Annotated in this window: 21 protein-coding genes; 10 read left to right on the top strand and 11 right to left on the bottom strand. The window is 64.0% G+C overall.

What is annotated here, in order from left to right:
* The first annotated feature begins 52 nt into the window (after positions 1-52).
* Entirely contained in the window at positions 53-283 is a 231-nt protein-coding gene (locus AC0L27_RS21175; protein ID WP_354207445.1) for an AbrB/MazE/SpoVT family DNA-binding domain-containing protein, read from the top strand.
* Positions 280-693: a PIN domain-containing protein gene (locus AC0L27_RS21170; protein ID WP_354063412.1), complete on the top strand. Its 414-nt coding sequence runs from the start codon at positions 280-282 to the stop codon at positions 691-693. Before AC0L27_RS21175 ends, AC0L27_RS21170 begins: the two co-directional genes overlap by 4 nt.
* Before the next feature lie 118 nt (positions 694-811).
* Here the strand turns inward: AC0L27_RS21170 and AC0L27_RS21165 are convergent, their stop codons facing one another.
* The 7 genes from AC0L27_RS21165 to AC0L27_RS21135 all read right to left on the bottom strand — a co-directional run bounded on the left by AC0L27_RS21165 (position 812) and on the right by AC0L27_RS21135 (position 8,387).
* Positions 812-1,507 carry a branched-chain amino acid ABC transporter ATP-binding protein gene (locus tag AC0L27_RS21165; RefSeq protein WP_007599215.1) on the bottom strand — a complete coding sequence of 232 codons (696 nt, stop codon included), beginning with the start codon at positions 1,505-1,507 and terminating at the stop codon, positions 812-814.
* Positions 1,500-2,234, bottom strand: coding sequence for an ABC transporter ATP-binding protein (locus AC0L27_RS21160; protein ID WP_007599214.1), 735 nt, complete (start codon positions 2,232-2,234; stop codon positions 1,500-1,502). Before AC0L27_RS21160 ends, AC0L27_RS21165 begins: the two co-directional genes overlap by 8 nt.
* Positions 2,221-3,327, bottom strand: coding sequence for a branched-chain amino acid ABC transporter permease (locus AC0L27_RS21155; RefSeq protein WP_354207442.1), 1,107 nt, complete (start codon positions 3,325-3,327; stop codon positions 2,221-2,223). Before AC0L27_RS21155 ends, AC0L27_RS21160 begins: the two co-directional genes overlap by 14 nt.
* Positions 3,328-3,333: 6 nt before the next feature.
* On the bottom strand, positions 3,334-4,551 hold the full coding sequence (locus AC0L27_RS21150; RefSeq protein ID WP_007599205.1) for a substrate-binding protein: 1,218 nt from the start codon (positions 4,549-4,551) through the stop codon (positions 3,334-3,336).
* A gap of 4 nt (positions 4,552-4,555) precedes the next feature.
* Positions 4,556-5,413 (bottom strand): branched-chain amino acid ABC transporter permease, encoded by an 858-nt coding sequence (locus AC0L27_RS21145; RefSeq protein WP_275172720.1) that lies wholly within the window; start codon positions 5,411-5,413, stop codon positions 4,556-4,558.
* Between the two features lie 96 nt (positions 5,414-5,509).
* Positions 5,510-7,024 (bottom strand): amidase, encoded by a 1,515-nt coding sequence (locus tag AC0L27_RS21140; RefSeq protein WP_275172719.1) that lies wholly within the window; start codon positions 7,022-7,024, stop codon positions 5,510-5,512.
* Positions 7,025-7,199: 175 nt separating this feature from the next.
* Positions 7,200-8,387, bottom strand: a complete 1,188-nt coding sequence (locus AC0L27_RS21135) for a substrate-binding domain-containing protein (protein ID WP_275172718.1) — start codon at positions 8,385-8,387, stop codon at positions 7,200-7,202.
* Between the two features lie 178 nt (positions 8,388-8,565).
* On the opposite strand from AC0L27_RS21135, the gene AC0L27_RS21130 reads away from it, so the two are divergent.
* A complete protein-coding gene (locus tag AC0L27_RS21130; RefSeq protein WP_007599198.1) occupies positions 8,566-9,000 on the top strand; it encodes a MarR family winged helix-turn-helix transcriptional regulator in 435 nt (144 codons plus the stop codon).
* A gap of 353 nt (positions 9,001-9,353) precedes the next feature.
* Here AC0L27_RS21130 and secA read toward each other — a convergent pair whose 3' ends face one another.
* Positions 9,354-12,194: a preprotein translocase subunit SecA gene (secA, locus tag AC0L27_RS21125; RefSeq protein ID WP_473320219.1), complete on the bottom strand. Its 2,841-nt coding sequence runs from the start codon at positions 12,192-12,194 to the stop codon at positions 9,354-9,356.
* 361 nt (positions 12,195-12,555) lie between these two features.
* On the opposite strand from secA, the gene AC0L27_RS21120 reads away from it, so the two are divergent.
* Entirely contained in the window at positions 12,556-13,473 is a 918-nt protein-coding gene (locus tag AC0L27_RS21120; RefSeq protein ID WP_354207436.1) for a peptidylprolyl isomerase, read from the top strand.
* Positions 13,474-13,576: 103 nt separating this feature from the next.
* Complete coding sequence (gene argJ / locus AC0L27_RS21115; protein ID WP_354207434.1) at positions 13,577-14,818, top strand: bifunctional glutamate N-acetyltransferase/amino-acid acetyltransferase ArgJ; 1,242 nt, start codon at positions 13,577-13,579, stop codon at positions 14,816-14,818.
* Positions 14,819-14,911: 93 nt separating this feature from the next.
* On the opposite strand, the gene AC0L27_RS21110 is transcribed toward argJ, so the two are convergent.
* Positions 14,912-16,267, bottom strand: a complete 1,356-nt coding sequence (locus AC0L27_RS21110) for a TadE/TadG family type IV pilus assembly protein (RefSeq protein ID WP_275172714.1) — start codon at positions 16,265-16,267, stop codon at positions 14,912-14,914.
* A gap of 141 nt (positions 16,268-16,408) precedes the next feature.
* On the opposite strand from AC0L27_RS21110, the gene AC0L27_RS21105 reads away from it, so the two are divergent.
* Positions 16,409-16,819, top strand: coding sequence for a (deoxy)nucleoside triphosphate pyrophosphohydrolase (locus AC0L27_RS21105; RefSeq protein ID WP_354207431.1), 411 nt, complete (start codon positions 16,409-16,411; stop codon positions 16,817-16,819).
* A 63-nt stretch (positions 16,820-16,882) separates the two neighbouring features.
* Here the strand turns inward: AC0L27_RS21105 and AC0L27_RS21100 are convergent, their stop codons facing one another.
* Positions 16,883-17,731: a methyltransferase domain-containing protein gene (locus AC0L27_RS21100; protein ID WP_354207919.1), complete on the bottom strand. Its 849-nt coding sequence runs from the start codon at positions 17,729-17,731 to the stop codon at positions 16,883-16,885.
* Positions 17,732-17,795: 64 nt separating this feature from the next.
* Between AC0L27_RS21100 and AC0L27_RS21095 the strand changes: the two genes are divergently transcribed.
* Genes AC0L27_RS21095 through AC0L27_RS21080 form a run of 4 tightly spaced genes read left to right on the top strand, consistent with a single transcriptional unit; the run spans position 17,796 to position 20,273 of the window.
* Positions 17,796-18,593, top strand: coding sequence for a ComF family protein (locus tag AC0L27_RS21095; protein ID WP_354207429.1), 798 nt, complete (start codon positions 17,796-17,798; stop codon positions 18,591-18,593).
* A gap of 47 nt (positions 18,594-18,640) precedes the next feature.
* Entirely contained in the window at positions 18,641-18,916 is a 276-nt protein-coding gene (grxC, locus tag AC0L27_RS21090) for a glutaredoxin 3 (RefSeq protein WP_354063694.1), read from the top strand.
* Positions 18,913-19,791, top strand: a complete 879-nt coding sequence (locus AC0L27_RS21085) for a carbon-nitrogen hydrolase family protein (protein WP_354207427.1) — start codon at positions 18,913-18,915, stop codon at positions 19,789-19,791. Before grxC ends, AC0L27_RS21085 begins: the two co-directional genes overlap by 4 nt.
* The gene (locus tag AC0L27_RS21080; RefSeq protein ID WP_354207425.1) at positions 19,788-20,273 is read left to right on the top strand and encodes a DUF1178 family protein; all 486 of its coding nucleotides are present in this window, start codon (positions 19,788-19,790) and stop codon (positions 20,271-20,273) included. The genes AC0L27_RS21085 and AC0L27_RS21080 overlap by 4 nt, the downstream gene beginning before the upstream one ends.
* Here the strand turns inward: AC0L27_RS21080 and AC0L27_RS21075 are convergent.
* Positions 20,270-21,169 carry an EamA family transporter gene (locus AC0L27_RS21075; RefSeq protein WP_275172709.1) on the bottom strand — a complete coding sequence of 300 codons (900 nt, stop codon included), beginning with the start codon at positions 21,167-21,169 and terminating at the stop codon, positions 20,270-20,272. The two genes, AC0L27_RS21080 and AC0L27_RS21075, sit on opposite strands and share 4 nt — an antisense overlap.
* Positions 21,170-21,391 lie beyond the last annotated feature (222 nt).

Below are 21,391 nucleotides of genomic sequence, written 5' to 3'. Positions count from 1 at the left end.
GATGATATCCTATCCATGATATACAATAATCCTGTATATCATGGAGCAGTCCATGCTGGTCTCCAAATGGGGTAACAGCCTCGCAGTCCGTCTGCCTAAGGCACTCGTTGAGGCCTTGAACCTCGCCCCCGGTGACGAGCTCAACGTCGTAGAGGCTTCGACAGGCCAGATCAAAGTAGAGAAGGTCGACAGACGAGCGGAATTTCTCAAGCGAGCCGAGCAGTTCCGGATTCCCCTGCCCGAGGGTTACAAATTCGACCGCGACGAAGCGAACGAGAGATGAGCTCGTTCTTCGACAGCAACATCTTGGTCTATGCCTTTTCGGCCGACATCCGGCGCGAGCGCGCGCTGACCACAATTGCTGGCGGCGGCGTCATCAGTGCGCAGGTGCTGAACGAGTTCACCAACGTACTGCGCAAGAAGCAAAGACAGGACTGGTCCGTTATCGAGGCCGCGGTGCAAGCCATCCGATTTCGGTTTCCGGATATCGCACCGCTCACCGCCGACACGCACGCTACGGCGCTTGCGCTTGCGCGCGACCATACGCTTGCCTTCTACGATGCTCTGATCGTAGCGGCCGCGATCGAGGCTGGCTGCGAGACGCTGTATAGCGAGGACATGCAGCACGGCCGCAGCATCGGTGGGCTGTCCATCGTCAATCCATTTTTCGGAAGCACTTCGCCGTCACCCTGAGGTGTCCGCTTCTTCAGCCGCCCTCGAAGGGCGACGGCCCGGCTGGCAGCGCTACGCGAGTGCCTCCAGCGACAATGGCTTCGCCATTGCGCGGGGATGACGAACTGCCAGGGCTCTCCTACGGCGCCAGATAACGCAGCAACTCCGGATTGCCCCTCACTTCGCCTGCCTCGCCTTGCAGTGCGACGCGGCCGCGGTCCAGCACGTAGGCGTAATCGGCTACGCGGAGCGCGAGGTCGAGGTGCTGCTCGACGATGATGACGGCGATGGTTTTCGCGAGCTCGATCAGGCGCTCGGTGATCTCCTCGATGACACCGATCCAGACGCCTTCGGTTGGCTCGTCGAGCAGAAGCAGCTTGGGATCGCCCAGCATGGCGCGGCCGATGGCGAGCATCTTGCGCTCGCCGCCGGAAAGCGTGCCGGCGGGCTGGTCGAGGCGCTGGCCGAGCTTTGGGAAGATGGTCAGCACGTGGTCGACCGCGTCGGCTTTCCTGCTCGCGAGCGAGCCGACCGCGAGATTGTCGCGCACCGACAGGCGCGCGAACACCGAATGCTCCTGCGGCACGTAGCCGATGCCGGCGCGTACGCGCTCCTGGGTCGCGCGGCGGCTGATGTCGCGGCCATCGAAGGCGACCTCGCCCTTCCACGCCGGCAGCTCGCCGACGATGGTCTTCATCAGCGTGGTCTTGCCGGCGCCGTTGCGGCCCAGCACGGCGACACCGCCGCGCCAGGGAATGCCGAGGTTGACGTCGAACAGGACCTGGCTGCGGCCATAGCCGGCGTCGAGATGCTTGATGTCCAAAAATTCAGGCACGGCGCAAATAGATCTCCTGGACGGCCTTGTTGGCCTGGATCTCCGACACAGTGCCGGATGCCAGCACCTTGCCCTGGTCGAGCACGGTGAGGCGATCGCAGATGTCGCGGATGAAATCGAGATCGTGCTCGACGATGACCAGCGAGCAATGTTTTTTGATCGGCTGCAGCAATTCGCCGGTGACGCGGCGCTCCTCCAGGCTCATGCCGCCGGTGGGCTCGTCCAGCAGCAGAAGCTTCGGCTTGCCGGCCAGCGCCATCGCGATCTCCAGCCATTGCTGCTGGCCATGCGACAGCGCCGCCGCCGCGTCGAAAGCGCGGTCAGCGAGGCGGAACTGCGTCAGCATGGTCATGACCTGATCGTGCAGGAGCCCGCGCGTGCGCGAGAACACGAGATCGAACAGCGAGGACTGCGCCTGCAAGGCGAGCAGGATGTTGTCGTAGAGCGTCAGCGTCGGCAGCACGGACGTGATCTGGAATTTCAGGCTCATGCCGGCGCGGGCACGCTCCGTCGGCGTGAACGCGGTGATGTCGGTGTTGATGAAGCTCACCTTGCCCTGCGTCGGCACCTCGGCGCCGGCAATGCACTTCATCAGCGTGCTCTTGCCGGAGCCGTTGGGGCCGATCAGGCCGTGAAACTCGTTCTCGCCGACGGTCAGCGCGGCGCCATCGAGCGCGGTGAGCTTGCCGAAGATCTTCTTGACGCCGGTGGCTTCAAGGAGCGGCATCGCGCTTCTCCTTTTGGGTCTCCCTGGACTTGCCACCAAAGCTGCCGACCCGCTCGCGCTCGCCGAGCACAAAGCTGATCAGGCCGAGCGGCCGGAACAGGATCACGAGCAACAGCAGCACGCCAAGGATGATCGGCCAGACCTCGCGGTAATTGTCCGAGAGCCAGAAGCTGACGCCCTCGACGATGACAGCGCCGATGACGGCGCCGATCAGCGTGCCGGAGCCGCCAAACAGCACATAGAGCACGACTTGCGTCGAGACCACGACGCCGACCATGTTGGGCCAGACGAAACCTTCGTGGAAGGCGTAAAGGCTGCCGGCAAGACCTGCTACCGCGCCGCCGATCGCGAAGATAATCGCCTTCAGGTGCTGCGCCTTGTAGCCGAAGAAGGCGATGCGCTGCTCGTTCTCGCGCAGGCCGGCCAGCGCCAACCCGAACTGCGAGCGCACCAGAAAACGGCAAAGCAGGTAGACCACAACAAGAAGGCCAAGCACGAGATAATAGAACGGCGGCCCTTCCGAGAACTCGTAACTGCCGACCGTCATCGGCGCGATCGAGGGGATGCCGTTCTGGCCACCGAGATAGTACCAGCCGCGCGCCAGCCGGTCGGCGGCGTAGGATCCGGTCAGCGTGCCCAGCGAGACGAAGATCACACTGGAGGGATGCCGCCCCAGCAGCAGGAAGCCGCCGAGCAGCAGCGCGAAGGTGAGGCCGATGATGGTGCCCGCAGGCAGCACCAGGAAGATGTTGGTGATGTCGAGGTCGCGCGCGAGCAGCGCCACGCCATAGCCGGCTGAACCAAAAAACAGCGCCTGGCCGAAGCTCATGATGCCGGCATAGCCCCACACCAGGTCGAACGACAGCGCGAACAGCGCGAGGATGATCACCCGCGTCGCGAACACCGTGAGGTAGTCCTGCAGCACCAGCGGCGCGAACAGCGCCGCGACGAGCACGGCGCCCTCCACGATCGGCAAGACCTTTCGTCCCGGAGCGGCTTGCTTCGCTGATGCGTGTTCAGTCATCGCGCCGACCGCCTCCCCGCCGATCTCGGCGGGGATTGCCTGTTTCACTGCGCCCATCGACTTCAGCATTCCAGCTTAACACTCCTTGGGATCGACGAGCCCGTCGCTGCGTCCGACGATCTCGTAATTGCCGCCCTTGGCGACCGCGGTGTACATTTTCATCTTGCAGTGCCGCTTGCCCGGCACCATCTCGGCCGGTCCGCCCGGACCTTCGGCGATCTTGGCGTGGTCGAGCGTAGCCGCAACCGACTCGCGGTCGATCTTGCCGGCTTCCTTGACGGCGGCTTCCCACAGCTTCAGGCCGCGATAGGTGCCGGTGGCGGCGCTGCCGGCGGCGAACAGGAAGTTGCCCGGGAAATCCTTCTCGTAGGCCGCCTGGATTTTGGCGTCGAACGGGTTCTCCTTGGTCAGCACCTTGAAATAATCGAGACAGCTGGCGAGCCCCTCGATCTCGGCCGCCTGATTGATGTTGAGCGTGTTCTCGTCATAGTAGACGCAAGCCAGCCGTCCGCCATTCTTGAGGAAGCCGGCCTCATAGAGTTGCTTGAAGAACGGACCGACACCGGGCGGGATGACGGTGTTGAAGACGACGTCGACCTTGTTGGAGATGATGCGGTTGACGGTCGAGGAGAAATCGACCTGGTCGAGCGGATAATATTCCTCGAACACGACCTCGCCGCCGTTGGCCTCGATCACCTTGCGGGCATAGACGTTGAGCGTGTGCGGCCAGACGTAGTTGGCGCTCGGCAGCGCGAACTTCTTGCCGCCGTTCTTGATCAGCCAGGGAATGAACTCGTCGCACTGCTGCGCGGGCGTCGGCCCAGTGCAGAACAGATAGGGCGTGCACTCCTTGCCTTCGTAGAGCTGCGGATAGATGTAGAGCGTCTTGCCGCGCGCGACGATCGGGTCCTTGATCGCGTTGCGCATCGACGAGGTGATGCCGCCCAATACCATGTCGACCTTGTCGCGCTGGATCAGCTTGCGGACGTTGCCGACCGCGACGGATTCGTTCGAGGCGGTGTCCTCGATATAGAGCTCGAGCGGGCGGCCGAGCAGACCGCCGCCGGCGTTGATCTCCTTGATCACCATCTTCGCGACGTTGGCGTCGGCATTGCCGGCGTAGGCGATCGGCCCGGTGAGGTCAGTGGCGATGCCCACCTTGATCGGGGCTTCGGCCGCATTAGCCCAGGGCGCCGGAATCACCCAACTGCCGACGCCGGTGGCGACCGCGCCGGAGGCAAAGGCGAAATTCGAGAGGAAGCGGCGGCGGGAGAGCTGAGTGCGATCGGACATGTGACTAAACCCCTTTTCCAGCGATGAGGCCCTGCGGCCGGAATTTGATGAAGACGATGGCGAGAACAAAAACGAGGACATCGGCAACGACGGGCGCCATTACCCAGGGCAGCGCGGCACTGAGCGTGCCGATGAGCCCGGCGCCCGCGACCGGCCCGATGAAGGAGCCGACGCCGCCGACCATGACCGCGACAAAGCCCTGGATCAGGAAGCGCAGGCCGAGATCGGCGAACAGGCTGAACACCGGCACGATCAGAGCGCCGGCTAGGCCGGCAAGCGCCGCACCGAACGCAAAGGTGGCGCCATAGATCAGCGGCGTGGAGATTCCGGAGGCGCGCGCCAGCGAAGGATTTTCCAGCGTGGCGCGCACGCGCAGGCCGAAGCTGGTGCGCGCCAGCAGCAGATAGCAGCCACCCATCACCAGCGCCGTGATGACGATGATGGTGAAGCGCCAGGCCGAGATGTGCATGGCGCCGATGTCGATCGAGCCGCCGATCGGCTCCGGCACGGTGAGATAGAAGCCGCCGATCAGGCCGCGCACGGATTCGCGGATGATCAAGCCAAGCGCATAGGTGCCGAGCATGGCGACGATGGGTGCTGCGTAGAAGCGGCGGATGATCAGCGCCTCCAGCACGAAGCCGAGTGCGCCGACGACGAAGGGCGCGGCGACCATGCCGGCCCAGATCGGCAGGCCCTTGGCGTAGGCGAGATAGGTAATGTAGGCCCCGAGCAGGACGAACTCTCCCTGCGCGAAGTTGAAGATGCCCATCATGCTGGCGATGATCCCGAGCCCCAGCACGATCAGGACGATGATCGCGCCGAAGCTCAGGATCTCGAACGCCGCGACGAACGCGTTAGCCATATGATGGGTTCTTGTTTTGACGCGTTTTCTTGACGCGAACCGGTATCCACTTAGCTTGAAAACGCTCTGGTCCGTCCGTCTGCATAAGTCCCTCGCTCACATCTTCTTCCAGTCGCCGATCTGCTCGAACGCGTGCGCGGCGCGGTAGATGGTGGATTCCTCGAACATGCGTCCGACCAGCATCAGACCGACGGGCAGGCCGTCGACCATGCCGCAGGGCAGCGACATCGCGGGATGATGGGTGATGTCGAACGGCGCGGTGTTGGAGATCATTTCCAGCGCACGCGCGACATAGTCCTCGCGGCTGGCCGTGGGCTCCGGCAGCTTCGTCGCCTTCATCGGCGTGGTCGGCAGCAGCAGCAGATCGTAGTCTTTGAAGGCCTTGTCGTAGGCCGCCGTCAGGCGGCGGGAGATGTTGAGCGCCTTGCCGTAATAACGGGGACCGAAAGTATTGTTGATGTAGGTGCCGAGCAGCAGGAACAGCTTTGTGGTCTCGGACAGTGAATCCGCCTGCCGGCGCCAGCCGCGATGGAAGTCCATCAGCGTGGTCGAATAGAGGTCGGAGCGGGACAGGCCATAGCCGTCGCCATACATCATGGTCTGGGTCATGCCCTCGGTGCCGATCGGCGTCCAGATCGCGGGGCCGGCGAGATGCATCGGGATCGAAACCGTCTCGACCGTGGCGCCGAGATCCCTAAAACGCTTTGCGGCCTCCCGCACGCTCTCGTTCACGGCGGCTTCGGCATTCGCCTGCTCAAAACCTTCCTTGAGGATGCCGATCTTCATGCCCTTGACGCCCTGGCCGAGCGCCTTGGTGTACTCCTCGACCTTGGGCGCCTTGATGCGGGGATCGTAGCCGTCGTCGCCGGCGAGCACTTCGAGCAGCAGCGCGTTGTCGGCGACGGTCGCCGTCATCGGGCCGGTGTGATCGACGAACACCTCGATCGGCATGATGCCGGTGTAGGGCACGAGGCCCCAGGTCGGCTTCATGCCGTAGGTGCCGCAGAACGAGGACGGCATGCGGATCGAACCGCCCTGGTCGCCGCCGATCGCCATGTCGACCTCGCCGAGCGCGACGACGACGCCTGAGCCTGACGACGAGCCGCCGGCCGAATAGCCCATCTTGTGCGGATTGTGGACGGCGCCGACCGCATTGGTGTGGCTGCCGCCGGACATGCAGAAGGATTCGCAATGGACTTTGCCGGCGATCTCGGCGCCGGCATCGAGCATGCGCGTGACGATGGTGGCGTCGAAATCGGGGACGTAGCCTTCCAGCGTCGCCGAGCCGTTCATCATGGGAACGCCGGCGAGCATGATGTTGTCTTTGAGAGCGACCGTCTTGCCCTTGAGCTTGCCGCTCGCCGCACCCTTGACGGTCGACTTGCGATACCAGGCGTTGCGCGGGTTCTCTTCCGGCGAGGGCCGATAGCCCGGCGTGCGCGGATATTTGACCTCCGGCACCTCGTCCGGCATGGCGCCGACGAGATTGTAGGCTTCGATCGAGCCCTGCATCAGGCCGCGGAACGAGGCGACATCGTCGTCGGATAGCGAAAGGCCGCACTGGTCGGCGACACTGCGCAATTGGGCTGGCGTGGGAAGGACAACTGTCACGGCGCTCTCCTCAAAGGCTTCTTGATCCCTGGAATTGGAATCCCTGGCATTGGAGCCTCATGGGCGCACGTGTGCGGCGCGCGCCAATCGGCTTCACCTCGATATTACAGACGGAAATATTTTCCTTTTCAAGTATTATTTTGGAATCTGGCGTTTGCAGATGGCCGCGCCGGCATCAGATCGGTTTGATCAGCTTGAAGTCGAGGCCATCCGCCCCGGCCAGATACATTTGCATCCGGGTGTGACCGTTCCTGACGGTGACGGGGCCGCGCGCGCCGCCATAGACGATGTTGCGGCCGGCCGCGAGCATCGGGCCCATCGCCAACGTGCCCGCCTTGTTCGCGACTGCCTCGAGGAAGCGCAGTCCCTCATAGCTGGATTGACCGAGCGAGCCGATCGGAGGCCCGTTCGGCCCGAACATCGCGCGATAGCGGCTCTGGAAGTCGTCGTTGGCCCGCGATCCGATGCCGGGGAAATAGCCGGAGGCGCAGAACAGGTTCTCGCTGTTGTCGGCGCCGATTCCGAGCAACACGGTCTCGTCCATCGCCCCGGCCAGCCGCAGCGTCGTGGCGCCCAGGCCGCATTCGCCGAACGCGCGATTGAACGTGATGCTGTCGGTGCCGATCAACGAGATCAGCACGACGTCCGGCCTCGCGGCACGGATGCGCTCCAGATGCGGCTCGTGGTTGTCTTCGCCGAGGGGAACGAACTCTTCGCCGACGACATGGCCGCCGGCCTCCTTGATGTAGCGCTTCACCGCGCGGTGTGACTGCCAGGGCCAGACATAGTCGCTGCCGATCAGGTACCAGCGCGCCGCCTTCTTGACGTCGGCGAGCCAGTGAATGGAGGGGCGGCTCTGCCAGCGCGGCGTCTCGCCGATCGCCATGACGCCCGGTGTCTGCTCGCCGCCCTCGTAGACGGGTGTGTAGATGTAGGGGATGCGGTGGCGGGTGGTGACCTTGCGCAGCGCCACGCGCACCGCGCTGGTATGCAGTCCGACGATGAGGTCGATCTCATCCGAAGCGATCGCCTGCTCGGCGCGGCTCAGAATCTCGTCGAGCGGACCGCCAGCGTCATAGATCGAAAGCTCGATCTCGCGCCCGAGGATGCCGCCGCGCTTGTTGATCTCGGCGACCGCGAGCTGCGCGCTGCTTGTCGCGCACGGGCCCCAAACGCCGGGCGAGCCGGTGCAGCACATGAAGCCTCCGATGCGGAGCTTGTTGTGTGCACCGCGGCGCTTCATGAAATGCGCGTCAACCGGCGACAGGTCGAAATCCGCTGCCGCGGGCGACAGATTCCTGAACAGCAAGGACGGCGGTAAGGCCGGACCGCCGTGAGCCGGGAAGTTTACCGTCGCGCGCACGCCAACTCCTGTCTGACACCAGACTTGAAAGCTCATTCAGCAGGCGGCCGCGGCACCCGCCCTATTGTTGGGCAATATCCTATTTTGAAAATATTGAATATTCAAGAATTGAAGTGCATATAGATGCAGCATCGATTGCAAGACATTCACTCATTTGGGTCAAGACAAAGTCTTAGCCGTGGCAAAACCGAACACCCCGATCACCGAACACCTCGCCTACCTGCTCGCGCAAGCCAACCGGGAGATCAACCGGCAGCTCGAACTGCGGTTGAGCAAGGAAGGCGTCCCCGTCGAGCAGTGGCGCATCCTGAAAGTGCTGTCGGATGGCAACGGCCATTCGATGGGCGAGCTGGCGGATGCCGTGCTGCTCAACCATCCAACGCTGACCAAGATGATCGACCGCATGGTCTCTGACACGCTGGTCTACCGCGTGCAGGACCCGAACGATCGCCGCAAGGTCCTGATGTTCATCTCCGACCGCGGCAAGGTGCTGAGCAAGAAGCTCAACTCGCTCGCGGTCGACCAGGAAGAGCACATCCTGGAGAGCTACGGCGACAAGTCGACGAGCGAATTGAAGCGGCTGCTGGAGAGCTTGATCGACAGCTCGAATTGAGGGGTGCGTTTAGCGCGCTCTCTCAACGGTCATCCTGGACAAGCGCAGCGAAGCGGAGCGCCGATCCAGGACCCATTACCCCAGAACCCAGTTTGGCCGAAAACCCGCGCGGGTTAGCAGCTCGGGCCTTAACCTCTCACTGGGGTAATGGGTCCTGGCTTTCGCCAGGACGACGATGGAGATGGAGCTGCGCGCCACATACTCGCTGTCATCGCCCGATTTAATCGGGCGATCCAGTATTCCAGAGACTGATGTGATCTGAACCGAGAAGCCGCGGCGTACTGGGTCGCCCGGCTAAACCGGGCGACGACAGTGGAAAGCGAGGCGCCGACGTCGCACCTCACAGCTGATCGCTACGCATACCGCCCGTGGCAGTGCTTGTACTTCTTGCCTGAGCCGCACGGGCAATCCTCGTTGCGGCCGATCTTGCCCCAGCTGGCCGGGTTCTTGGGATCGCGCAACGCCGCGTCGGTGGCCTGCGCTCCGAGCGTGACGCTGGCGAGCGCCATTTCGTCCTCGCCGGTGTTCGGGTCGAACTTGTGCGCTTCCATCGGCGGCAGCGCCGGGGCTTCCTGCTCCGGCGGCACAATCTCGACCCGCATCAGCTGCGCAGTGACGGCCTCGCGCAGATGCGCGCTCATCTCCTGGAAGAGGTTGAACGCTTCGGTCTTGTACTCCTGCAACGGATCGCGCTGGCCGTAGCCGCGCAGGCCGATGACCTGGCGCAGATGGTCGAGCATGATCAGATGCTCGCGCCAGAGATGGTCGAGGGTCTGCAGCAGAATGGTCTTCTCGACGTAACGCATCACGTCGGGACCCCATTGCGCGACCTTTGCGGCCATGTGCTCGTCGGCGCGGGTCTCGATCCGCGTGAGCAGCTCCTCGTCGGCGATGCCCTCTTCCTTGGCCCAGTCCTCGACAGGCAAGTCGAGATCGAGCACGCGCTTGAGCTCTTCCTTCAGGCCCGCGACGTCCCACTGCTCGGCATAGGCATGCTCGGGCACGTGCTTGGCGACGAGGTCGTCGATGAAGGCGTGGCGCATGTCGGCGACGGTCTCGGCGACGCTGTCGTCCTTCATCAGGTCGACGCGCTGGTCGAAGATCACCTTGCGCTGGTCGTTCTGGACGTTGTCGAACTTGAGCAAATTCTTGCGGATGTCGAAGTTGCGCGCCTCGACCTTCTGCTGCGCCTTCTCCAACGCCTTGTTGATCCAGGGATGGATGATCGCCTCGCCCTCTTGCAGGCCGAGACGCTGCAGCATGCTGTCGAGGCGATCCGAGCCGAAGATGCGCATCAGATCGTCTTCCAGCGACAGGAAGAATTTCGAGCGGCCGGGGTCGCCCTGACGGCCGGAACGGCCGCGGAGCTGGTTGTCGATGCGGCGGGATTCGTGGCGTTCGGAGCCCATGATGTAGAGGCCGCCGGGCTTCTTCACGGTCTTGGCGGGCTTCGAACCCTTCGCCGGCTCGATCTCGACCTCTTCCTCGGCCTTCAGCACGATGTCGCGGAAGTGCTCGATGTCGGCCTTGATCTGCTCGATCTTCTTGGCCCTCTCGGCCTCGTCCTCGATCGAAGCGGCCTCCTGCTGGATGCGCATTTCCAGCGAGCCGCCGAGCTTGATGTCGGTGCCGCGGCCGGCCATGTTGGTCGCGATCGTGATCGCGCCGGGTACGCCGGCTTCCGCGACGATGTAGGCTTCCTGCTCGTGGAAGCGCGCGTTCAGCACCGCGAACAGCTTTGCCGGCTTGCCGGCGCGGGCCGCGGCGTACAGCTTCTGCATCGAATGTTCGCTGCCGAAATCGATCTGCCGATAGCCGTGCTTCTTGAGATATTCGGCGATCACTTCCGATTTTTCGATCGAGGCGGTGCCGACCAGCACCGGCTGCAGCCGCGCATTGGCGCGCTCGATCTCGGCCAGGATCGCGGCGTATTTCTCGTTCTGGGTGCGATAGACCTCGTCGTCCTCGTCGAGACGGGCGACCGGCAAATTGGTCGGGATTTCCACGACCTCGAGCTTGTAGATGTCGAACAGTTCGTCGGCTTCGGTCAGCGCCGTGCCGGTCATGCCGGCGAGCTTTTCGTACATCCGGAAATAGTTCTGGAAGGTGATCGAGGCCAGCGTCTGGTTTTCCGGCTGGACCTGCACTTGCTCCTTGGCTTCCAGCGCCTGATGCAGGCCTTCCGAATAGCGGCGGCCCTGCATCATGCGGCCGGTGAATTCGTCGATGATGACGACCTCGTCGTCGCGGACAATGTAGTCCTTGTCGCGCGTGAACAGCGTATGGGCGCGCAGCGCCTGGTTGATGTGGTGCACGACGGAGACGTTCTCGACGTCGTAGAGCGACTCGCCCTTGAGCTGGCCGGCATCGCGCAGCAGCGTCTCGATCTTCTCCATGCCGGCTTCGGTCAGCGTCACCGTGCGCTGCTTCTCGTCGACGTCGTAGTCGGACTTGTCGAGCTTGGGCAGGAAACCGTCGATGGTGTTGTAGAAGTCGGAACGGTCGTCGAGAGGGCCGGAGATGATCAGCGGCGTGCGCGCTTCGTCGATCAGGATGGAGTCGACTTCGTCGACGATGGCGTAGAAGTGCGGCCGCTGGACCATGTCCTCGAGCCGGTACTTCATGTTGTCGCGCAGATAGTCGAAGCCGTATTCGTTGTTGGTGCCGTAGGTGATGTCGCAGGCATAGGCCGTCTTGCGCTCGGAATCGTCGAGGCCGTGCACGATCACGCCGGTGGTCAGGCCGAGGAAGCCGTAGATCTGGCCCATCCAGCCGGAGTCGCGGCGGGCGAGGTAGTCGTTGACGGTGACGACGTGGACGCCCTTGCCGGCGAGCGCGTTGAGGTAGACCGCGAGCGTTGCGACCAGGGTCTTGCCTTCGCCGGTCTTCATCTCGGCGATGTCGCCCTCGTGCAGCACCATGCCACCGATCAGCTGGACATCGAAATGGCGCTGGCCGAGCGTGCGCTTGGCGGCTTCGCGGACCGTGGCGAAAGCGGGGACCAGCAGGTCGTCCAGGGTCTTGCCCTCGGCGAGCTGCTTCCTGAATTCGACAGTGCGGGCCTTGAGGGCCTCGTCGGAGAGTTTCGAGACCTCGGGCTCCAGCGCGTTGATCGCGTTGACGCGGGATTGATATCCCTTCACCCGCCGGTCGTTGGCGGAGCCGAAAAACTTGCGGGCGAGCGCGCCGATCATGCTTAGTTCCTGTGTTCGCGATTCAACCGCGTTCGCGTTGCAGCCAAGAGGTTGTCACCCGCCTGCCTATCAACTCACCGTGACGCCTGCTGGGCGCCGGAGCCCGGACTGCGGGGGGTCCATCCGCCATATGGGTGGGAGTTGGGCAAGTCTGGGTTCAACGGCCAAAAACGCAGCAAAATAAACGCCATCGCATGGACGCGACCGGGCAGAGATATGGCCCGGTCAGGGCCTTGTCAACGGCGGGTGCATTGCGGCTAATTCATCATTTTGACAGACTTTTCGCGTTGCCAAGGCCCCCTGAATTGGGCGAGTGTCCGCCCCGCTCGAGCAGCCCCCTGCTTCAACAAAAGGATTTTCCATGACCACCTCGTTCCCGGTTACCAAAACCGGCCTGCGCTTCGGCCTCGCCACCGCCCTGGTGGGCTGCCTTGCGCTGGCGCTGATCGCGGGGCCCGGCCGGGCTGCCGACGATCCGGTGCTGGCGAAGGTCAATGGCGCTGAAATCAAGAAGAGCGACGTCGCCATGGCCGAAGAGGAACTCGGGCCGAGCCTCGCCCAGATGGACCCGGCGACCAAGGACGAGAACGTCCTGTCCTTCCTGATCGACATGAAGATCGTCGGCAAGGCCGCCGAAGACAAGAAGCTCGCCGAGGGCGAGGAGTTCAAGAAGCGGCTGGCGTTCGCCCGCAACCGCCTGCTGATGGACAGCCTGCTCGCCGGCGAGGGCAAGGCCGCCACCACCCCGGACGCCATGAAGAAGGTCTATGAGGAGGCCTCCAAGCAGATCACCGGCGAGCAGGAAGTGCACGCCCGCCACATCCTGGTCGAGACCGAGGACGAGGCCAAGGCGGTGAAGGCCGAGCTCGACAAGGGCGCCGATTTCGCCGAGCTCGCCAAGAAGAAGTCCAAGGATCCGGGCTCGGCCGACGGCGGCGACCTCGGCTTCTTCACCAAGGAGCAGATGGTGCCGGAATTCTCGGCAATCGCCTTCGCGCTCGAGCCGGGCAAGATCTCCGACCCCGTGAAGTCGCAGTTCGGCTGGCACATCATCAAGGTCGAGGAAAAGCGCAGCCGCAAGGCGCCGGACTTCGAGCAGGTCAAGGCCCAGATCGAGCAGTATGTCACCCGCAAGGCCCAGGCCGACTATGTCGCCAAGCTGCGCGCGGAAGCCAAGGTCGAGCGGATGGACCAGCCGGCGGATGCGGCCAAGGACGCCAAGCCGGCCGATGCGGCCAAGCCTTCTGACAGCAAGATGGCGCCGCCCGCGAAGAAGTAAGAATTCGCTGTCACTTCGGTGACGTGAAGAGTATCTAACCCTCTGTGATGCCCGGCCCCCGCGCCGGGCATCTGCATATCCAGATCCCATCAAGGCGCCCGCGATGTCCTCCACCGTCTCTCCCCTCGCCCCGAAAAACGTTCCGAACATGCCCACCATTGCGGGGGTCCGTCTCGCGACGGCCGAGGCCGGCATCCGCTACAAGAACCGTACCGACGTGCTGCTGGCGGTGATGGACAAGGGCACCGCGGTCGCAGGCGTCTTCACCAAGTCGAAATGCCCCTCCGCGCCGGTGGAATGGTGTCGCGCCAAGCTCAAGGGCGGCAAGGCGCGCGCGCTGGTGGTCAATTCCGGCAACGCCAATGCCTTCACCGGCAAGACCGGTCGCAGCTCCACGGCACTGACTGCGAAGATCGCGGCCAAGGCCGTCGGATGCACCGAGGGCGAGATCTTCCTGGCCTCGACCGGCGTGATCGGCGAGCCGCTGGATGCGACCAAGTTCGACGGCGTGCTCGGTCGGCTCGCGCAAACCGCCGAGGCCGGCGATTATCTGGCCGCCGCCAAGGCGATCATGACCACCGACACCTTCCCGAAGGTCGCGACCGCGACCGTGAAGCTCGGCAAGGCCAAGGTCACCATCAACGGCATGGCCAAGGGTGCCGGCATGATCGCGCCCGATATGGCGACGATGCTGTCCTTCATCTTCACCGACGCACCGATCGCGCCTGCCGCGCTGCAGGCTTTGCTCAAGAGCGGCGTCGAGGACACGTTCAACGCGGTCACGATCGACGGCGACACCTCGACCTCGGACACGCTGCTGGCCTTCGCCACCGGTGCTGCTGCAGAACACGGTGCGCCAAGGATCAGCCGCGCCAGCGACCCGCGCCTGAAAGCCTTCGTCAAGGCCTTCAACCAGGTGCTCGCCAACCTTTCCGAGCAGGTGGCCCGCGACGGCGAAGGCGCGCGCAAGCTGGTCGAGATCACCGTCGAGGGCGCCAAGACCAAGGCCTCGGCGCGCAAGATCGCGATGTCGATCGCGAACTCGCCGCTGGTGAAGACCGCGATCGCCGGCGAGGACGCCAATTGGGGCCGCGTGGTGATGGCGGTCGGCAAGGCCGGCGAGCCGGCGGACCGCGACAAGCTCTCGATCTCGTTCAACGGCATCCGCGTCGCCAAGAGCGGCGCGCGCGATCCGTCCTATGACGAGGCGCAGGTGTCGGAGGCGATGAAGGCGCCGGAGATCGCGATCAAGGTCTCGCTCGGCCTCGGCAAGGGCCGCGACCGCGTGCTGACCTGCGACCTCACCAAGGAGTATGTCGCGATCAACGGGGACTACAGGTCGTAGTGTTCAGGACCACCGATAGCCGGGCCGTCGGCCTTCGAGGGCCGCTGAAGAAGCGGCCACCTCAGGCTGACAGTGAAAGAGCTTTGGTCCAACTCAACCCGCAATCCGCGCGTCCGCGATTGCCTTCTTGAACAGCGCGTTCATCGCTTCCGAAATGCCCTGGGTGGGGCTCACCTCGAAATAGAATCCCGGCGAAGCGCAGCTCTGCATGTTCTGCGCGATCTTGCTGTTCGGAGACGGCCCCCACGGCCCGGGGTTAAAGGGCGATATCCATGTGTTGTACCAGCCGTCAGTAGGCGGCTGGTATGTCGTGTACAGCACCGCGATCTTGATCCCGCGGTTCTTGATGGTCGTGCAGAGCGCCGGATTGATCGGCGACTGACAGCGGTTCGATGACGCGAGAGGATACGAAGAAGACGAGACACTACACATCGTCATGCCCGAGTTGGCTTCGTCAGCGACCCCATCGGATACAAAGAACAGATATTTCAGCGGTGACGCGGACGTACCTGCTCCAGGCGCGGCGATTGCGGTATTGATTGCGGGAAAAATAGTGGTGAAGGGAGTATCTTTGTCGATAGTATACACGTCATTCTGACCGGCAACCGCCATCAGGTCGATGTTTCCCGCCGCCGTCTTGGCGGAGCTCAAGCTCGACGAGAGCGCGAACAGATTTCTCAATCCGATCGTCGCTGACGAAGCGCCGAAATCGTAGATCGCCATTCTGAACTGGTTCGAATAGGTCTGCGTGCTCTGGGCTGTGTCCATCAAGTTCGCGCTCGCCTGGCGCACCACGTCAATTCGGGTCGTGATGCCATTTGCTTTGGCGATGTCGTAGTTGCTTGTGCCGGCCGCCTTGGTGGTGTCGTGACAGGCGAATGCACATCCGCCCGTCTTTCCCTGCAAACTCGTTATGTCGGCCGGTGTCGCTGCGACGCCCATCGACGGAGAATTGTCCAGCAGGAGATAGAAGTCGACATAGAGCGGCATGTTGGCCGTCGACGCTGACGTGCCGCTCATGGTCAGTGTGGTCTTGCCGATCAGGCCGAGAAACATGGTGTTGATGGTGGCGGTGAACGAGACGGTCGAGTTGATGGTCGAGCCGGTCTTGACGACTGTCGGGGTGACGCTGTTGAGCGTATAGCCGGTCAGGTTGGCGCGATTGGCATCGAAGATCTTCTGAGCATCGGTGACGCCGACCGTGATCGAACCATCCGTGGTCATCGAGCCCGCGGCAGCAAACCCCGGCGAGGCTTTGGCGATCGCACCGACGCTGGCCGCGTCGGCCGCGCCCTGAAGCTTCGCCCGGACCTGCGTCGCGCGGGAGTAGTCGATCGCACTGCCGACGAACGTGATCAGGGGAACGCAGCAGATTGCGAAGATCACCGCAACATTGCCGCGCCGGTCGCGACGGAAGCGGCGGAAGACGGTACGAAACTCAGCGCGCATGGATCTGGCCCGGAATGGTTTCAGCGTTTCCACCCTAGGATCCGTGGATTAAATATGACTTATGGTGACCTCGGAAACACCGGCCCTAACAGGGTTAACCAACCGTTGCGGATGATCTTTTCAGGGAGCGACATTCCAGGCATGGCTGATCTCAAACTGGCGCTCGTGGTGGCCTGCGCGCTGGTCGACGCCGACAAGCGCGTCTTGATCGCGCAGCGCCCCGAGGGCAAGACGCTGGCGGGCCTCTGGGAATTTCCCGGCGGCAAGTGTGAACCCGGAGAGCGACCGGAGCAAAGCCTGATCCGCGAACTCCACGAAGAGCTCGGCATCACCGTCGCCGAGCCGTGCCTGGCGCCGCTGACGTTCGCGAGCTACGGCTACGAGACCTTTCACCTCCTGATGCCGCTCTACATCTGCCGGCGCTGGGAAGGGCAAGTCATGCCGCGCGAAGGCCAGACCCTGGCCTGGGTCCGCGCCAACAAGCTGCGCGACTACCCCATGCCGCCCGCGGACATTCCGCTGATCCCGCATTTGATTGATTTGTTGATGTGAGTTGCGCGTGCCCCGGACGCAGCGCAGCGCTCTTGCGGTGCGCTGCAGCGCGTCCGGGACACGTCACTCTTTCCGCGCCTTCTGCACCGCCTCCGCGAGGCTCGCCTTCGCCGATCCCGGCTTCAGCGGCTGCTGCTGGCTCGCATGCGGCGCCCAACCGGAGAGCCAGATGATATCGAATGTCGCACGGATGCGGCCGTCGGCATCGGCAAAGCGTTCCGCGTAAATTTCCGCCATCCGCAGCAGCGTCGATCGCCGGCTCGGGGTGCGCCGCCGTTCGATCAGCACATTGGCAGCGCCCATGCGCCTGATATCCTGCATCAGCGCGAACGCGTTGGCGTAGCGCACCACGACACGGTCGACATCGGTGACCGGCAGCGCAAATCCTGCTCGCTGCAACAGCGCACCAACGTCGCGCAGATCGGCAAACGGTGCGACGCGCGGCGACACGCCGCCCTCGCATTCGGCCTCGGCGGCGGCAAAAGCCTGGCGCAGCTCGGTCAGGCTGTCGCCGCCGATCATCGCCGCCAGCAGCAGCCCGTCCGGCCTCAGCGCGCGACGGATTTGCGCGAGCACCCCCGGCAGATCGTTGACAAATTGCAGCGCCAGCGCCGAGACCACAAGATCGAGGCTTTCGGACGCAAAGGGCAGCTTCTCCGCACCCGACGTATCGAGCTCAATGCGCGCGATCGAGGGCAGTCGCGCGCGCAGCACCGCGAGACCCTCGCCGGGCGTCCAGAGATCGGCCGCTGTGTGAAACTCCCGCATCACCGCGGCCAGCCGGTCGGACATGTCCTCGGCGACCCGATCCAACAGGAAGCTCACGGCACCTTGCGCCTGCGCGCGGCGCTGTCGCGCGTGCAGCAAAGCACGGTCGAACAAAGCAGGCGGGGTTTGCGGGTCTTGAGCCATGCCGCTGGTTACGCCCATCGCGACGGTTCTGGCAATCCGGTGCGTGCGGCGCTAGCTTTCGGCCATGGCATCCGACGCCGGCCCTTCTCGTTCCTTTGCCGCCCCCCTGCGTGCCGCATGGACGGCCGGCCTCCACGTGCTGTCACGTGCGGCACGGCTTGCGCTCGACATCGCGCTGCCGACGCTGTGCGTGTCCTGCCGCGAGCCGGTCGACGGCGAGGGCGTTTGCGCGGCGTGCTGGGCGCGGCTGTCGTTCATCGAACGGCCCTACTGCCCGCGGCTCGGCATTCCTTTTGTGTACGATCCCGGCCCCGACATGCTGTCGATGGAGGCGATCGCGAGCCCGCCCGCCTACCAGCGGGCGCGCGCCGCCGTGCGTTATGACGACGTCGCGCGCACCCTGGTGCATGCGCTGAAATACCAGGACCGCACGGATTTGGCGCCCGCCATGGGTCGCTGGATGGCGCGCGCGGGCGGCGAGCTGCTCACCGAGGCCGACATGCTGGTGCCCGTTCCCCTGCACTGGCGAAGGGCCTGGCGCCGCCGCTACAACCAGTCCGGGGCGCTGGCGCGGATCATCGAGCGGCAGAGCGGGGTGAAAGCGAAGGCTGAGGTGCTACGGCGGGTACGCGCGACCGAGCAGCAGATCGGCCTGTCGCGGGCCCAGCGCGCCACCAATGTGCAGGGCGCATTCCAGGTATCCCCGGACCGTCAGGCGGACGTCCAGGGTCGGCGCATTGTCCTCATCGACGACGTCCTGACGTCGGGTGCGACACTGGATGCCTGTGCGCGGGCCCTGCTCCGGGCCAAGGCGGCGCAAGTGGACGTGCTGGTCTTTGCCCGGGTTGTCGAGAGCCGGTGAAGTCCCATATAATTCAATGAATTCATGACATGAAAGCGCCAGACAAGATGACCGCTGCTGTCGAGATCTACACGAGGCCGGGCTGCGGCTATTGTTCCGCCGCCAAGTCGCTGCTGACCCGCAAGAAGGCGACCTTCACGGAGTTCGATATCGCGAAGAACCCGTCCTGGCGCCAGGAGATGTACGATCGCGCCGGCGACGGCTCGACCTTCCCGCAGATCTGGATCGGCGGAACCCATGTCGGGGGCTGCGACGAGCTCTACGCACTCGATCGCGAAGGCAAGCTCGACGGCATGCTCGAAAGCGTCAAGGCGGAGTCATGAGCGACACCAGGACCTTCACTGCGGCGATGGTGCAGATGCGCACCGGCCTGATGCCCGAGCCGAGCCTCGAGCAGGCCACCAGGCTGATCCGCCAGGCTGCGGCCAATGGCGCCGACTATGTGCAGACGCCCGAAGTCAGCAACATGATGCAGCTCAACCGAAAGGCCCTGTTCGAGCACCTCCAGAGCCAGGATGACGACAACTCGCTGAAGGCGTACCGGGCGCTCGCGGCGGAACTGAATATCCACATCCATGTCGGCTCGCTGGCGCTGCGCTTTTCGGACGAGAAAGCGGTCAACCGCTCCTTCCTGATCGGGCCCGAGGGCAATGTGCTCGCCAGCTACGACAAGATCCACATGTTCGACATCGAGCTGCCGGACGGCGAGAGCTATCGCGAATCCGCCAATTACCAGCCGGGCGAGACGGCCGTGATCTCCGACCTGCCCTGGGGCCGCGTCGGGCTGACGATCTGTTATGACGTGCGCTTCCCCGCGCTCTACCGCGCGCTGGCCGAAAGCGGCGCGTACTTCATCACGGTGCCCTCGGCCTTCACCCGCAAGACCGGCGAGGCGCATTGGCACGTGCTGTTGCGTGCGCGCGCGATCGAGACCGGTTGCTTCATCTTCGCCGCGGCGCAGGCAGGCCTGCACGAGAACAAGCGCGAGACCTATGGCCATTCGCTGATCATCGATCCCTGGGGCGAAATCCTCGCCGAAGGCGATGTCGAGCCCGGCATCATCATGGCAAAGATCGATCCGGCCAAGGTCGAGACCGCGCGCCGCGCGATCCCCTCGCTCCAGCACGGCCGCCGCTTCGGCGTCGCCGACCCCAAGGCGGGGCCGGACCATCTGCACCTCGTGCGGGGATCGGCATGATCCGCTACGCGCTCCGCTGCGACCGGAGCCACGACTTCGAGAGTTGGTTCCAGAGCTCGGCCGCGTACGACCAGCAGGTGAAGCGCAAGCTCGTGACCTGTCCGATCTGCGGCTCGGCCAAGGTCGACAAGGCGATCATGGCGCCGCGCATCGTCGGCAAGAAGGGCCGCGGACGCGCCACGCCGCCGCCTGAGCCCACCGCCACGACGACCGCGCCTGAGCCTGCGCAATCCGCACCGACCTCGCTGTTGATGGCGCAGGAGCGCGAGCTGCGTGCCAAGCTCAAGGAGCTGCGCGACCACATCGTGAAGAACGCCGACAATGTCGGTGAGCGATTCGCCAATGAAGCCCGCGCGATGCATTACGGCGACAAGGAGCACCGTCCGATCTACGGCGAGGCCTCGCCCGACGAGGCAAAGTCGCTGATCGACGAAGGCATCGAGGTGTCTCCGCTCCCGACGCTGCCGGAAGACCGGAACTAGACTCCCACCAGCACGGCCACGCCGATCACGATCAGCGCGATGCCAATAATCTCGCGCGGCGCGATCGGCTGCTTGAACGAGTAGTAGGCCACGCCTTGCGCGAACAGCACCTCGATCAGAGCGAGCGTGCGGACATTGGCAGCGGCCGTCAGCGCGAATGCCAGGAACCAGAACTGCGAGGCGAAGGCGCCCATGAAGCCGGCGAGCAGCGACGGCTTCCAAAGCTTCAGGATCGCCTGAAGCACCTTCGGCGCGCGCCAGAGCAGATAGATCGTCAGGATCAGCGTCTGCACGAACAGGCCGAGAACCAGCGTGAATGATGCCGCCGTCACGAACGAGACATCAGGCACGTTGATGATGGCGCCGCGGAAGCCGACCGCTGACAACGCGAACGCTGCCGCCGCGACCAGACCGGTGATCGTCGGCTTCAATTCGGCAAAGCTCTTCTCGCCGCCGGGCCGCAGCGCGGTGATGACGACGCCGATTGTCGCGATCACGATCGCCAGCACCTTGAGCCATGTGAGGTGATCGCCGAGGAAGACGAAGCCGAAGATGGCGGTCTGGATCGCCTCGGTTTTCAAATAGGCCGTCGTCACCACGAAGGAGCGGTCGTTCATGGCGAGCAGCATCAGGCCGGTCGCGACGATCTGGCTGAGCGCGCCCAGCAGCAGCCACGGCCAGAATACGCCAGGCGGCATGCCGAGATGATCGCCGGTTGCGACCAGCACCACCGCGAGAAACAGCAGCGAGAACGGAAAGCCGAACAGGAAGCGGATATTGGTTGCGCCCCAGGTCCCCAGCGGCTTCGTCAGCGACCGCTGCATCGCATTGCGCGCGACCTGGCCGAGCGCGGCAATGACGGTGAAAGGAATCCAGAGGCTGGCGATGGTGAACATAGGTGGGGCGGCGGTGGGAGGGAGAAGAAGTTGAGACCAACGTGCCGCTCGCGCTCAAGCAGGTCAATCACGCGGATGTCATGGGTGCGATGCTCTCGCAACAAGCACCCTGTCGTCCCTGCGAACGCAGGGACCCATAACCCCAGAGAGCAGTTTTGCGAAAGGTGACAACCCGCGCATCTAACACCATCCTCCTCCGATAGATTCCGCTGTATGGGTCCC

It is taken from the genome of Bradyrhizobium sp. Ken51, assembly GCF_055807435.1.
Note: the sequence above shows the minus strand (reverse complement) of the source record. Positions and strands in the feature narration are given on the sequence as shown.

Coding starts and splice junctions, on each gene's coding strand:
- AC0L27_RS21175 (WP_354207445.1), top strand. CDS start 53: ATGCTGGTCTCCAAATGGGGTAACAGCCTCGCAGTCCGTCTGCCTAAG.
- AC0L27_RS21170 (WP_354063412.1), top strand. CDS start 280: ATGAGCTCGTTCTTCGACAGCAACATCTTGGTCTATGCCTTTTCGGCC.
- AC0L27_RS21160 (WP_007599214.1), bottom strand. CDS start 2,234: ATGCCGCTCCTTGAAGCCACCGGCGTCAAGAAGATCTTCGGCAAGCTC.
- AC0L27_RS21155 (WP_354207442.1), bottom strand. CDS start 3,327: ATGCTGAAGTCGATGGGCGCAGTGAAACAGGCAATCCCCGCCGAGATC.
- AC0L27_RS21150 (WP_007599205.1), bottom strand. CDS start 4,551: ATGTCCGATCGCACTCAGCTCTCCCGCCGCCGCTTCCTCTCGAATTTC.
- AC0L27_RS21145 (WP_275172720.1), bottom strand. CDS start 5,413: ATGGCTAACGCGTTCGTCGCGGCGTTCGAGATCCTGAGCTTCGGCGCG.
- secA (WP_473320219.1), bottom strand. CDS start 12,194: ATGATCGGCGCGCTCGCCCGCAAGTTTTTCGGCTCCGCCAACGACCGG.
- AC0L27_RS21120 (WP_354207436.1), top strand. CDS start 12,556: ATGACCACCTCGTTCCCGGTTACCAAAACCGGCCTGCGCTTCGGCCTC.
- argJ (WP_354207434.1), top strand. CDS start 13,577: ATGTCCTCCACCGTCTCTCCCCTCGCCCCGAAAAACGTTCCGAACATG.
- AC0L27_RS21110 (WP_275172714.1), bottom strand. CDS start 16,267: ATGCGCGCTGAGTTTCGTACCGTCTTCCGCCGCTTCCGTCGCGACCGG.
- AC0L27_RS21105 (WP_354207431.1), top strand. CDS start 16,409: ATGGCTGATCTCAAACTGGCGCTCGTGGTGGCCTGCGCGCTGGTCGAC.
- AC0L27_RS21100 (WP_354207919.1), bottom strand. CDS start 17,731: ATGGCTCAAGACCCGCAAACCCCGCCTGCTTTGTTCGACCGTGCTTTG.
- AC0L27_RS21095 (WP_354207429.1), top strand. CDS start 17,796: ATGGCATCCGACGCCGGCCCTTCTCGTTCCTTTGCCGCCCCCCTGCGT.
- grxC (WP_354063694.1), top strand. CDS start 18,641: ATGACCGCTGCTGTCGAGATCTACACGAGGCCGGGCTGCGGCTATTGT.
- AC0L27_RS21085 (WP_354207427.1), top strand. CDS start 18,913: ATGAGCGACACCAGGACCTTCACTGCGGCGATGGTGCAGATGCGCACC.
- AC0L27_RS21080 (WP_354207425.1), top strand. CDS start 19,788: ATGATCCGCTACGCGCTCCGCTGCGACCGGAGCCACGACTTCGAGAGT.
- AC0L27_RS21075 (WP_275172709.1), bottom strand. CDS start 21,169: ATGTTCACCATCGCCAGCCTCTGGATTCCTTTCACCGTCATTGCCGCG.